This window comes from Arcticibacter pallidicorallinus (assembly GCF_003002875.1).
GTDB lineage: Bacteria > Bacteroidota > Bacteroidia > Sphingobacteriales > Sphingobacteriaceae > Arcticibacter > Arcticibacter pallidicorallinus.
Genome location: NZ_PVTH01000009.1, coordinates 104,642 through 116,082, shown reverse-complemented (window position 1 = coordinate 116,082; position 11,441 = coordinate 104,642). Strand labels below are relative to the sequence as shown.

Annotated in this window: 12 protein-coding genes and 1 riboswitch; of the genes, 5 read left to right on the top strand and 7 right to left on the bottom strand. The window is 40.7% G+C overall.

The window, feature by feature from the left end:
• Nucleotides 1-43 precede the first annotated feature (43 nt).
• Both B0I27_RS14170 and B0I27_RS14165 read left to right on the top strand, forming a co-directional pair.
• Nucleotides 44-517: a GAF domain-containing protein gene (locus tag B0I27_RS14170; protein WP_106294478.1), complete on the top strand. Its 474-nt coding sequence runs from the start codon at nt 44-46 to the stop codon at nt 515-517.
• A gap of 3 nt (nt 518-520) precedes the next feature.
• Nucleotides 521-1,123, top strand: a complete 603-nt coding sequence (locus B0I27_RS14165) for a DNA-3-methyladenine glycosylase (protein ID WP_106294476.1) — start codon at nt 521-523, stop codon at nt 1,121-1,123.
• 40 nt (nt 1,124-1,163) lie between these two features.
• Here B0I27_RS14165 and B0I27_RS14160 read toward each other — a convergent pair whose 3' ends face one another.
• The 4 genes from B0I27_RS14160 to B0I27_RS14145 form a co-directional block, all read right to left on the bottom strand.
• Nucleotides 1,164-2,366 carry a homoserine dehydrogenase gene (locus tag B0I27_RS14160; RefSeq protein ID WP_106294474.1) on the bottom strand — a complete coding sequence of 401 codons (1,203 nt, stop codon included), beginning with the start codon at nt 2,364-2,366 and terminating at the stop codon, nt 1,164-1,166.
• The gene (locus B0I27_RS14155) at nt 2,366-3,427 is read right to left on the bottom strand and encodes a homoserine O-acetyltransferase family protein (protein WP_106294472.1); all 1,062 of its coding nucleotides are present in this window, start codon (nt 3,425-3,427) and stop codon (nt 2,366-2,368) included. Before B0I27_RS14155 ends, B0I27_RS14160 begins: the two co-directional genes overlap by 1 nt.
• A gap of 60 nt (nt 3,428-3,487) precedes the next feature.
• Entirely contained in the window at nt 3,488-4,795 is a 1,308-nt protein-coding gene (locus B0I27_RS14150) for an O-acetylhomoserine aminocarboxypropyltransferase/cysteine synthase family protein (protein ID WP_106294470.1), read from the bottom strand.
• Between the two features lie 226 nt (nt 4,796-5,021).
• A riboswitch (SAM riboswitch) is annotated at nt 5,022-5,132 on the bottom strand.
• Nucleotides 5,133-5,239: 107 nt separating this feature from the next.
• Nucleotides 5,240-6,352 (bottom strand): trans-sulfuration enzyme family protein, encoded by a 1,113-nt coding sequence (locus B0I27_RS14145; RefSeq protein ID WP_106294468.1) that lies wholly within the window; start codon nt 6,350-6,352, stop codon nt 5,240-5,242.
• A 129-nt stretch (nt 6,353-6,481) separates the two neighbouring features.
• On the opposite strand from B0I27_RS14145, the gene mqnE reads away from it, so the two are divergent.
• The 3 genes from mqnE to B0I27_RS14130 are packed head-to-tail and all read left to right on the top strand — an operon-like array spanning nt 6,482 to nt 9,039.
• Nucleotides 6,482-7,702 (top strand): aminofutalosine synthase MqnE, encoded by a 1,221-nt coding sequence (gene mqnE / locus B0I27_RS14140; protein ID WP_106294540.1) that lies wholly within the window; start codon nt 6,482-6,484, stop codon nt 7,700-7,702.
• Between the two features lie 3 nt (nt 7,703-7,705).
• Entirely contained in the window at nt 7,706-8,317 is a 612-nt protein-coding gene (locus tag B0I27_RS14135) for a histidine phosphatase family protein (protein WP_106294466.1), read from the top strand.
• A 2-nt stretch (nt 8,318-8,319) separates the two neighbouring features.
• The gene (locus B0I27_RS14130; RefSeq protein ID WP_106294464.1) at nt 8,320-9,039 is read left to right on the top strand and encodes a menaquinone biosynthetic enzyme MqnA/MqnD family protein; all 720 of its coding nucleotides are present in this window, start codon (nt 8,320-8,322) and stop codon (nt 9,037-9,039) included.
• A gap of 182 nt (nt 9,040-9,221) precedes the next feature.
• Here B0I27_RS14130 and B0I27_RS14125 read toward each other — a convergent pair whose 3' ends face one another.
• From B0I27_RS14125 to B0I27_RS14115, 3 genes are read right to left on the bottom strand one after another with little or no spacing between them, the layout of a single operon-like run.
• On the bottom strand, nt 9,222-9,662 hold the full coding sequence (locus tag B0I27_RS14125) for a hypothetical protein (RefSeq protein WP_106294462.1): 441 nt from the start codon (nt 9,660-9,662) through the stop codon (nt 9,222-9,224).
• Nucleotides 9,659-11,005 carry a phage/plasmid replication domain-containing protein gene (locus B0I27_RS14120; RefSeq protein WP_106294460.1) on the bottom strand — a complete coding sequence of 449 codons (1,347 nt, stop codon included), beginning with the start codon at nt 11,003-11,005 and terminating at the stop codon, nt 9,659-9,661. Before B0I27_RS14120 ends, B0I27_RS14125 begins: the two co-directional genes overlap by 4 nt.
• On the bottom strand, nt 11,002-11,379 hold the full coding sequence (locus B0I27_RS14115; RefSeq protein WP_106294458.1) for a hypothetical protein: 378 nt from the start codon (nt 11,377-11,379) through the stop codon (nt 11,002-11,004). Before B0I27_RS14115 ends, B0I27_RS14120 begins: the two co-directional genes overlap by 4 nt.
• Between the last annotated feature and the right edge of the window lie 62 nt (nt 11,380-11,441).

Genomic DNA, 11,441 nt, shown 5'->3' with positions numbered 1-11,441 from the left:
TTATCAATTGACAAAAATAAATTTAATAAAGTACTTTTACGGCATGGCAGAGGATCTGAATATAAATACAGGTAGTAAGGAAGAGCAATACAGGTCACTTATTCCGCAAATATGTGCGTTGCTGCAGGGTGAGAGCGACCTGATAGCCAATCTCGCTAACGTAAGTGCCGCCTTGAAAGAGCAATTCCAGTTTTTCTGGGTAGGTTTTTATTTAGTTAAGGATAATGAACTGGTGCTTGGACCTTTTCAGGGGCCAGTTGCATGCACCCGTATCTCCAAAGGCAGAGGTGTTTGCGGGGCAGCATGGGAGAGAGGCGAAACCCTAATTGTACCTGATGTGGATGCTTTTCCCGGACATATTGCTTGTAGTTCCCTGTCGAAGTCGGAGATAGTTATCCCATTGTTTAGCGGTGCTGAGGTAATAGGGGTCCTGGATGTTGATAGCGCTGAGTTCGGCGCGTTTGACGCGGTTGACCACCGTTATCTTGAGGAGATCATTCGTTTGATTGAGTTTTAATTCATGTCAATATCTTCGAAATTACCGCCGCATTTCTATATGCAGGAAGATACCTTGCAGGTTTCCAGGCAATTACTTGGCAAAAAGCTTTGCACTTCAATTGATGGAGTTTATACATCGGGCATAATTGTCGAGACAGAAGCATACCGCGGTCCTGAAGATCTTGGTTCGCATGCTTATAACCAGAAGAGGACAGCAAGAAATGACATGATGTATTCAGAGGGAGGGGTTGTTTATATGTACATCTGCTACGGCATACATGACATGTTAAACATTGTAACCGGAAAGGAGGGAAGTTCGCATGCGGTGCTCATCAGAGCACTACAACCCGCTGATGGCGTCTATCATATGTGTGAGCGACGCGGAATTCAGGATCTGAAGCGTTTGTGCAAAGGCCCGGGGGCGCTTGCAAAAGCACTTGGGCTTAATAAGTTGCACAACGGGGTGTCGCTGCAAAGTGATGCAATCTGGATTGAAGACGCTGACGATTTAAAAGCGGAAAGTATTGTCGAAACGTCCAGAATAGGTCTAAACATCCAGGGCGTTTATCGAGACATTCCCTGGCGATTTTACATCAAAGGAAATCAATTTATAAGTAGAAAGTAACAACCGAGCCCTAGCAGTTGAGCTCGGTTATTAAGCGATTTTATATGGTTGGCGTCGCCAAAGTATTTATCTCTGCTATAAATGTATGTTTGTTATCCAAAAGATCTGCATTGGCAAACAGTTCACTTAAAGCAACTTTTCCAATTACATAACTGAAATCTGGAGAGTAAAATCTTTCGGTTACTTCTGAAAGCTTGAGTTTCGAGAGAATGCTCTCATCGGTGTATCGTAAATACACGTTTAGTTGATAGTCGTTAGATAAAATAAAGCCTTTATTCGACCTGTATTTCTTGTACTCGTATTTATACTCATACCGTAAAGCCGTTATATCGGAGAGAACTGCTGATCCCGTTGGATGACCGCCAGCACCCTTCCCGAAGAAAAACTGTTGATCTGCAAAGGCAGCCTGCACGATGACTCCGTTGTATTCATTTTCTACATTAAATAGAAAATCATCAGCTTTAATCATTTTAGGCAACACATATAGTACTACCTGCCTTTCACCAAACTCGAGTGCAGTGGGAACAAGCTTGATCTTGTAATTTTTTTCTTTTGCGTACTGTATATCCTTCGACGACAGGTTCTGGATTCCGATATTGAAGACATCATCGGGGTTTGGCAAGACGCCATATGCATGTGAAGCTGCGATGACCAGTTTATACTTCGCATCAAAACCTCCCACATCTAGTATAGGATCTGTTTCTGCAAAACCAAGGTCCTGAGCCTGTTTCAATGCAGTTGCATAATCAAGGTTCTCGGTGAATGTTTTGGAAAGAATGTAATTCGAAGATCCATTGAATATACCTCTGATAGAATAGAGTAGCTCATTATCGTAGTATTCTTCGAGATTTCTAATGATGGGAATACTTCCACACACTGCTCCTTCATATAAAAGGGACGTTCCGTATTGCTCCTGAATATGAAGAAACTCCTCGAGGTGAGTGGCGACCATTTTCTTATTAGCTGAAACCACATTCTTTCCGCTCTTTAGTGCTGCTTTTACAATCGAATAAGCAGCATCTGCGTCATTAATGAGCTCTACAATGGTGTTAATTTCAGGGTCATTAAGAATAACCGAGGCATCGGTAGTAAAAAGCTCTTCAGGAAGCGAACGCTTCTTTTCAGGGTTCTTGATAGCGATTTTTTTTATCTCCAGATTGAGATCTTTGGTACGGATGATATCATTTAAGCCCTGACCTACTACTCCAAAGCCGAATAGACCGATAGTTAATTTTGTACTCATTAATGGTGTGATTTTGTATAATGGCTGGCGGTAGAAACGCCGGCCGTGCCTTTAAGAAATTTGCCTATTTCATGCGTCAACGTTTCCGTCTCAACAAGGAATCCGTCATGACCATAAAAGGAGCTGATCTCTAAGTATTCGGCCCCCGGAATTCCCTCAGCGATTAAGCGTTGCTCTACCGGAGGGAATAAAATGTCGGATGTTATGCCTAGTACGAGGGTGCGGGCTTTTACTTTCCCCAAGATGTCTGCATGGTGCTCACGGCCACGAAAAATATTGTGACTGTCCATTGCCTTGGTAAGATACCAGTAACTGTAGGCGTTAAATCTCTTTACAAGCTTGTCGCCCTGATAATTCTGATAAGACGAAGCTTTGAAATTGTCCGTTTTATCATGCGTAATTTCCTGTTGTGAAATTGCGTAGGTATCGTAATGTCGGTAAGAGAGGAGAGCTATGCTTCTTGCCGCTTTCAAACCCTGACTTCCTCCTTCGGGTGTGTTAGAATGGAAAGTAGGATCTGCACTAAGTGCTAAACGCTGACTTTCATTGAACGCAATTCCCCATGGCGAATGTTGTGCATTGGTAGCCATAATGATCAGCTTATTGATCCTGTTTGGCTCCAAAATTGCCCATTCAAGACTTTGCTGACCTCCAAGGGAGCCCCCGATAAGGACATCGATGGTTTGGATATCAAGATGATCAGCCAGCAACTTCTGGACCATTACCAGATCTCTGATGTTGAATGGCGGGAAACTTAAATACCAGGGCTCGCCAGTCGTCGGGTTTATGGAGAGAGGATTCGTTGTTCCGTAGTTAGAACCGAGAATATTCGCACATACAATAAAGTGTTCCCCAGGATTAAATAATTCGTTTTCTCCAAACAAGCCTTTCCACCAATCAAAGACATCCGCATTTGCTGTCAAGGCATGACATACCCAGACGACATTGTCTTTCTTTTCATTGAGCGTACCGAAGGTTTGATATGCAATTTCAAGTTCGGGTAATTCCGAACCATCTTCCAGCTTAAACGTCCCCTTGTATGTGTATTTTTTGATGTTCATTATTTATTAGCAGGTCCCGGCCGTGTGAACCGGGACTTTGTTTATACAGAACTTTTTGCTTTATGCTTTTATTTTTGCAAAAGCCTGCTCGAAATCAGCTTTTATATCGTCAATATGCTCAATTCCTACAGAAACGCGTAGTTCGGCAGGTTTAACCCCGGCCAGTAACTGGTCGCTTTCGCTCAACTGTTGGTGTGTGGTTGCAGAAGGCTGAATGATCAGTGTCTTGGCATCACCTACATTCGCCAGGTGGCTGGTAAGCTCCAGTCCGTCGACGAATTTAACGGCATTTTCTTTATCACCCTTTATCTCAAATGACAATACTGCACCGAATCCGTTACGAAGATATTTTTTCGCAATGGTATGGTAACGATTGCTTTCTAGACCGGGATAGTTTACACTTTCAACCTGAGGATGCTTCTCCAGCCATTTCGCAAGTTCCAGAGCGTTGTCTACATGGCGTTGAACTCTCAAGGAAAGTGTTTCAAGACCCTGAATGAACATGAAAGAGTTAAATGGGGACAATGCAGCACCAAAATCTCTTAAGCCTTCGACCCGTGCCCGAATGATAAACTGAATGTTTCCGAAAGGACCACCCAAGCCAAATACGTCATTGAAAACTAATCCATGATATCCGTCAGACGGCTCCGTGAATGCTTTAAATTTGCCATTTCCCCAATTATAGGTACCTCCGTCAACGATAACACCACCTATGCTTGTGCCATGACCGCCAATCCACTTTGTAGCTGATTCAACAACAATGTGTGCTCCATGCTCCAAAGGCTTGAAAAGGTATCCTCCGGCTGCGAAGGTATTGTCTACGATGAGAGGAAGGTCGTACTTCTTTGCCAGTTGAGCGAATGCTTCAAAATCAGGAACACTGAAGCTGGGATTGCCGATCGTCTCCAGGTAAATAGCTTTAGTATTATCATCGATATGTTGTTCGAAGCTAGATGCATCGTCGCCGTTTGCGAAGCGAGCTTCGATGCCCAGACGCTTAAATGAAACTTTAAATTGGTTATATGTACCACCGTAAAGAAAGGACGAAGTGACGAAGTTGTCTCCCGCTTCAAGTATGTTATTCAGGGCAATAAATTGTGCGGCTTGTCCGGAAGCCACAGCTAATGCAGCAATTCCCCCCTCTAGTGCAGCTATTCGCTTCTCGAAAACATCTGTAGTGGGGTTCATTATACGGGTGTAAATATTGCCAAATTCCTTTAACGCGAAAAGGTTGGCGCCGTGTTCAGAACTTTTAAAAACGTAGGAAGATGTCTGATATAGCGGAACTGCCCTGGAGCCAGTTGTTGGGTCAACTTCCTGACCTGCATGTACCTGCAGTGTTTCGAATCTTAAATTGTTTGATGACATAACGAAGGTTTAATTAATGAAATGGATATGGAAAATGAATTGCATAAACAACTCTCGCAAGAGTTGGTCAATTGTGATAACAAAACAATTGAAATTAGCAGCAACAACATTGGCTGGTAGTAAGCACTTCGAGGAAACGTGTAGCTTTAAAACCAGTAATCAGGGTTGAATCCCTTTGGTCCGCAAGGGGACGATGATGAATCTTTTCTTTGTTCATGGTTGTATTAATTTATATTTTTCCAGCTTTTACGCTGGAACAGGATTTGGCACCTTTTCCATTCTAGGAAGGTTGTCAGCGGGTCACTGAGCCTGATCTCTCACCGCTTCTTTATAAATCAAAACCTTTATGGAGGTGTTGACAGATTGATATTACTATCAATTGGTGTCAAATATAATCTTGATTTTGAAATTTGCAAAATATTCTTTCAAAACATCTCCGTATTCTTAAAGAGCCTGATCAAGGTCTGCTATAAGATCATCGATGTGCTCTAATCCCACGGATAACCTTAGCAGATTTACAGGAGTCTTCGTATCCGGACCTTCTACAGAAGCACGATGCTCTACAAGGCTCTCAACTCCGCCAAGGCTTGTTGCCTGTGTGAAAATCTTGAGTTTGGAAGCTGTATCCCTCGCTTTCTCTTCTGATCCATGAATCGTAAATGACATCATACCCCCAAAGTCGGACATTTGGCTGGCAGCGACCTCATGCATTTCATGTTGAACCAAACCTGGATAGTAGACCTTGTCGACGGAAGGATGAGCGTCTAAGAATGATGCGATTCTTCTTGCGTTTTCCGCGTGCCCTCGCATTCTGTACGGCAAAGTCTTAATTCCTCTTACGATCATATAACAGTCGAAAGGAGAGGGGACTGCGCCCGAAAGCGTCTGAACATCTCGAATCTTACTCCAAAAAGGTGTTAATTCCTTCGTGATCAGAATTCCTCCAAGGACATCACTGTGCCCTCCCATATATTTTGTTGAGGAATGCATAACAAGATCCGCACCTAAGTTCAAGGGTAATTGGAAGACGGGGGTGGCAAACGTGTTATCGCAGCAAACAAGCACGTTCATCTCTTTTGCAATGCTGCATATTCCGGATATATCAGTCACTCTAAGCAAAGGGTTGGAAGGTGTTTCGATCCAGATGAGCTTTGTGTTTTCTTTTACCGATTCACGTACAAGCGATTGGTTAGTAAGATCAACAAAATCAACCTCGAGGACACCGGCATAAACTTGCTTCAGCAGATTTCTGAGACCGTGGTACATATCTTCCGGGGCGATGATATGACTTCCTGGCTCTAACGCTTGAAATACCGCCGATCCAGCCGCGTTTCCGGAGGAAAATGCGGCAGCGTCCGTACCTTGCTCGAGCTTGGCAACAACGTTTTCGAGTGATGTCCGGTTCGGATTGCTTGCACGTGTATAAATGTGGCCACCTGGATAATTACCATCTCGGCCCCGTTCGAATGTGGTAGACAACGTAATGGGTTGAATAACCGCTTTATCCGATGAATCTGATTTATTCCCTTCGTGAATAGCTATTGTCTCAATTTTCATTTTATATCGTTAAAATGCCGTTTATCTTTTTCCAATGATAACAAATATGCAAATTCATATTCAGCTACTTATTCATTCTTACAAGAAAATGATAGTGTAAGTACAGTGTTTGTTGTATTTTTGAAAATGATGGATACCAATCAACATGCATTGAATCTGATCTTAAGTGATTTGACAATAGATCCTGACCTCAAAAGGATTGCAGAAAAGGTTGAAGCCGGTGAACGTATCTCCTTCGATGAAGGTGTTATTCTCTATGAGAAGGGCGAGTTAGGATACCTCGGAATATTGGCAAACTATATTCGGGAGAAGCTTCATGGTCATAAAACCTATTTCAACCGGAATTTTCATATTGAACCGACGAATCTTTGCGTATACGATTGCAAATTTTGCTCGTATTCCCGTTTAATTAAACAGCGTTCTGATGGCTGGGAATTTACCATGGACGAAATGCTCGATATGGTAAAAAAATACGATGGTCAGCCTGTCACTGAGGTTCATATAGTGGGCGGCGTACTACCGCAGTACGACATGAAATTCTATAGCGATTTGTTTAGTGCTATAAAAAGACATCGCCCCGAACTGCACGTCAAGGCTTTGACGCCGGTTGAGTATCACTATATCTTTAAGAAAGCCAAGCTGGATTATGCTACCGGAATGCGTCTTATGAAAGAAGCCGGACTGGAGTCCATGCCCGGCGGCGGCGCAGAGATATTCCATCCCGAAGTTAGAGATTTGATAGCCAAAGACAAGTGTACAGGTGATCAATGGCTGCAGATACACGAGGAATGGCATAAACTGGGTCAGCGTTCAAATGCTACAATGTTATACGGACATATAGAGAAGTACTGGCATCGCGTAGATCACATGGAGCAACTTCGGCAGTTGCAAGATCGTACCGGAGGTTTTCAAACTTTTATCCCGTTGAAATTCAGGAACAAAGACAATCAGATGTCGAATATAGATGAGGTATCTGTCATCGAAGATCTGCGTAATTACGCAATTTCTCGTATTTACATGGATAATTTTGACCACATAAAAGCTTATTGGGCGATGATTAGTCGCAACACGGCTCAATTATCTCTCAATTTTGGTGTTGATGACATTGACGGTACTCTCGATGATACTACTAAAATTTACTCTATGGCTGGTGCTGAAGAGCAAAATCCAGCAATGTCGACTAAAGAACTTGTCAATTTGATAAAGCAAGCAGGTCGTCACCCCATCGAAAGAGATACATTATACAACGTGGTAACAGACTACGCAAACTATACATTTGAGGAAGAAGAAGAAGTAAAGCCTCAATTCTACAAGCTCCCGGTTTTAAACTCGACGGGAGCGGAGGTATAAAAAATGAATAAAACCATATACATTATCCGCCATGGACAAACAGACCTCAATTTCAGGGGCGTTGTTCAAGGAAGAGGGATGGACACTGATTTGAACGACCTTGGCCGATCTCAGGCTGAGGCATTTTATCAATATTATAAAAATGTTCCCTTCGATCATATCTACACCTCAACATTGAAGAGAACCCACCAGACTGTCCGTAACTTTATAGAGAAGGATATTCCCTGGACTCAACTCTCCGGTTTGGACGAAATAGGATGGGGGATATACGAGGGAGTGGAAAGCAGCGACGCCGTAAAACTGGCATTTGCAGATATGCTTGGCAGTTGGGTATCGGGACGGTTAGCACAAAAGTTTGAAAATGGTGAAAGTCCCGAGGATGTGAAGCTTAGACAGCTGGAAGCATTCGAGCATATACTCCAAAACGAGCTGGCATCAAATATTCTTGTGTGTATGCATGGACGCGCCATGAGAATACTTTTATGCGTATTACTTGACAGGCCTTTGTCCGAGATGGACGAATTTCCTCATTCCAACACAACGTTATACAAACTTGAGTATGACGGAAAAAAGTTTTCAATTATTGAGTTTAACAACACCGACCATCTGACTTAAGCGTGAGTAAAATTAGAATATCAGCAGTATCATACACAAACACAAAACCTTTCGCCTTCGGAATTGAACATTCAGAACTAAGGGATAAAATAGAGTTAACATATGACATTCCTTCGGATTGTGCTCAGAAACTAATTGATAATAAGTGTGATATAGGTCTCATTCCTGTAGCAGCTTTACTAAGTATTCCAAATTACTATATTCTGGGAGATTACTGTATCGGCTCAGTTGGCGCTGTAAACTCAGTTTTTATCTTTAGTGAAAAGCCCATTAGTGAAGTTAAGACAGTTCGGTTGGATCCTCAATCGAGAACTTCGAATAACCTGGCGAAAGTCTTGTTAAAAAATTACTGGGAAGTACCTGTCGAGTTTGTTTTAGAAGGCGAAGCCGATGCATTCGTGGAGATCGGCGATCGTACATTTCCTCATATCGATGTTTTTCCTTTTTCCTATGATTTAGGTGAACAATGGTTTCAATTTACAGGCCTTCCGTTCGCATTTGCTGTATGGGCTTCAAATAAGCCAATAGCACCCGGCTTTGTATACGAATTAAACAAAGCGCTAAAGTTTGGCGTAGACAATATCGATATTGTACTCGAAGGGTTGCCCAAGCTTGAAAACTTTGATCTCGGTGACTATTTCCATAATAAACTAGACTTCAACCTAACAACCGAAAAGCGTTCCGCGATACAGAAATATCTTCAGTATGTGCAGGAGCTTTAAAACCCCATTTTAGCATTCACAACAACAATGCACTATTTGTTACATAATTAGTAGTACGTTAAGTATAAATTATGATTTTCTAGTGTAAGTTAAAGAACGTGTTCCGTTTCCGAAATGTGATGATCAAATATAAACTTTTGAGCAATTAAATAAAATGACTTTCGTCATTTTATTTAATTTTTCTACTTAAAAATGCCATTACTATAATAAAAGGAAGGGTCATTATGTACTGCGAAAATTTTAAACTTAGTTCCTTCAGCATCAGGGTTATTGGCATTACAAATAAACAACTCTCCGTTGGCTGTTACTAGATAGCCGTCCATGTATCTATAATTTGAAAAAGAACTATTTAAAATTATTCGCTTAAAGGCTGGATAAAATACTTTATCATATACCTTCAATAATTCCTGAAAATCTTTTATCTCAACTTGCTTATTTTCTATAGAAACCGTTATAGGGTAGTCGATAAGTAACGCCACGAGTGTACGACTGTCAGTTCTTATATAATTGACATAGTTGGTACAGAATTTTTGGAGTTCTTGATTTGTAGCGGAAATCCGCTTTTGTCCAAATGCAGTTGCTACAAGCATTATAAACGCTACAGCAAAAATAAGTCGCTTCATTTTAAGGTTAGGTTAAATTTATTTCCAAATATATATTTATATTCTAAATAATCCGTAGGAGGGGCGGGGATGGTATGGTTATTATTATACATATTGATTCCTAGTTTGTTTAGCTCTGCTTTCATCCTGAAGAAGCTACTTTTTGGGAGGTATTTTTTTAGGTTTTCAACATCCATGTATTGCGAAAGCATAGCTAATATTAGAAGCCTGTTATGTTCTTTTGGGCTTTGTTTTTGCTTTTTGGCTGCAAATTGATTTTTAGTATCTACGAAGCCGTTATGTTCATTAATTTTTGCTAGAACATCATAAGGTGTCATCGGTATATTTAGCTGATAATCCTGTACTTTTTTCCAGAATCGTTCATACATGCAGAAAAACAGATCATTGTTAAAAGTTGCTTGATGATTTTCTATGTATTGATTAAGATCGGAGACGGGAACGTCCCAAAGCGACTTAAGATAAAAAGATAGTTGTTTTCTTTTGAATGAATCTATAACCTTTGAAGCTGTTACGTTGTTATGGCGCAGCATACGGGTAAAAACGTCTGTGTAAGATGATTTTTTACCCTCTTTGAATACTATATCGTTTTTCAGTACATAGTCGAAATAGGAGGGTCTGAATGTCATTTCGTACCGCAAAATCCTATCGGCTTCATACTGTAGTTTCGGGATGCTAAGATTTGTTACTTTATGCTTCGCTAATTCTTTTTTATCGTTTGCGGTGAATTCGGTTCCCTTATGATAGATTTTGAAGGTGTACCGCCTTGTCTGATAAAACAAAGATGTTTCGTATGTTCTATAATTGTTCTTTGAGCTGCGAGCGTATTTTACCGCCAGTTCTTTTTGACAGTTTAAATATGTTAAGGCTTGATTTTTGTCTACAAAAAATTGATTATAGCACATATCCAAACGCACGATTTCAATATCTGCTGTGTCTGGATCGCACGTGAAATTTTTAAAGAACTTAAAGAAGAATGAACGTAGCAAATTAAACATTGCCTGCGGTGATTGATCATAATAGGGGATGTACTGCAAAATGTTTGTACCCCATTCATATTTGGGAATTGCAACGTTGAATTCTATGTAGTCCCTTATCTCATGTATAACATAAGAAACAGAATAATGAGAAGAGGGGATATTAAGATTAGAACGGCGAACAAGAGGCAGAATGTTACCGCTATCGTGAAAAAGATGTACGCGTATTTTATCGCCTTGTAAAGACTCAAGAGTACTTTGTGAAATTTCCGCTGTGGTACTTCCTTTTTTGTCGGTAGTTGATAACTGATGTTTAAGTTTTGCATTTTTTTGTAAGTCATGAATCCTAAAATGTACTGTATCTATCATAATCCTATAGATAATTGGCTGTATTTATTTTCCTGCTTTTCTATATCTTTTTTTTCTGCACGTTCATTTATGAAGTGTGGCGAACTGTTACGGAGCTGCAGTTCAATATCTATTGCTTTTTTAACAGCTATCAGCAGATCAGAATCACAGTTTAGTAGATTGACATTATCAGCAGGGTCATGAAATTTTGCATTATCAATCAAAGCTGATAATTGTTTGTGATTTACAATCCTGCTAAACAATTCAATTTCTACTGATTTTCTAAGAAAGAATAGGGAAGTGTTTTCAAATGAATTGAGGTGAAACTTTTGAAATCCTGCTGTATAATCAACAGCAATAATATAGCTACTAGGTTTTTTTTCAACCTTTTTCATAGCAAAGTAATGAAAGTAGTACGGGGTACTGATGCACCCCAAGAATAAGTATTTAAGGTAAA

What these genes read in the sequence shown, in the direction of transcription:
- B0I27_RS14145 (WP_106294468.1), bottom strand. Translation starts at nt 6,352, where the DNA reads ATGAAAATTGAGACAATAGCTATTCACGAAGGGAATAAATCAGATTCA.
- B0I27_RS14115 (WP_106294458.1), bottom strand. Translation starts at nt 11,379, where the DNA reads ATGAAAAAGGTTGAAAAAAAACCTAGTAGCTATATTATTGCTGTTGAT.
- mqnE (WP_106294540.1), top strand. Translation starts at nt 6,482, where the DNA reads ATGGATACCAATCAACATGCATTGAATCTGATCTTAAGTGATTTGACA.
- B0I27_RS14165 (WP_106294476.1), top strand. Translation starts at nt 521, where the DNA reads ATGTCAATATCTTCGAAATTACCGCCGCATTTCTATATGCAGGAAGAT.
- B0I27_RS14170 (WP_106294478.1), top strand. Translation starts at nt 44, where the DNA reads ATGGCAGAGGATCTGAATATAAATACAGGTAGTAAGGAAGAGCAATAC.
- B0I27_RS14150 (WP_106294470.1), bottom strand. Translation starts at nt 4,795, where the DNA reads ATGTCATCAAACAATTTAAGATTCGAAACACTGCAGGTACATGCAGGT.
- B0I27_RS14125 (WP_106294462.1), bottom strand. Translation starts at nt 9,662, where the DNA reads ATGAAGCGACTTATTTTTGCTGTAGCGTTTATAATGCTTGTAGCAACT.
- B0I27_RS14135 (WP_106294466.1), top strand. Translation starts at nt 7,706, where the DNA reads ATGAATAAAACCATATACATTATCCGCCATGGACAAACAGACCTCAAT.
- B0I27_RS14120 (WP_106294460.1), bottom strand. Translation starts at nt 11,005, where the DNA reads ATGATAGATACAGTACATTTTAGGATTCATGACTTACAAAAAAATGCA.
- B0I27_RS14155 (WP_106294472.1), bottom strand. Translation starts at nt 3,427, where the DNA reads ATGAACATCAAAAAATACACATACAAGGGGACGTTTAAGCTGGAAGAT.
- B0I27_RS14160 (WP_106294474.1), bottom strand. Translation starts at nt 2,366, where the DNA reads ATGAGTACAAAATTAACTATCGGTCTATTCGGCTTTGGAGTAGTAGGT.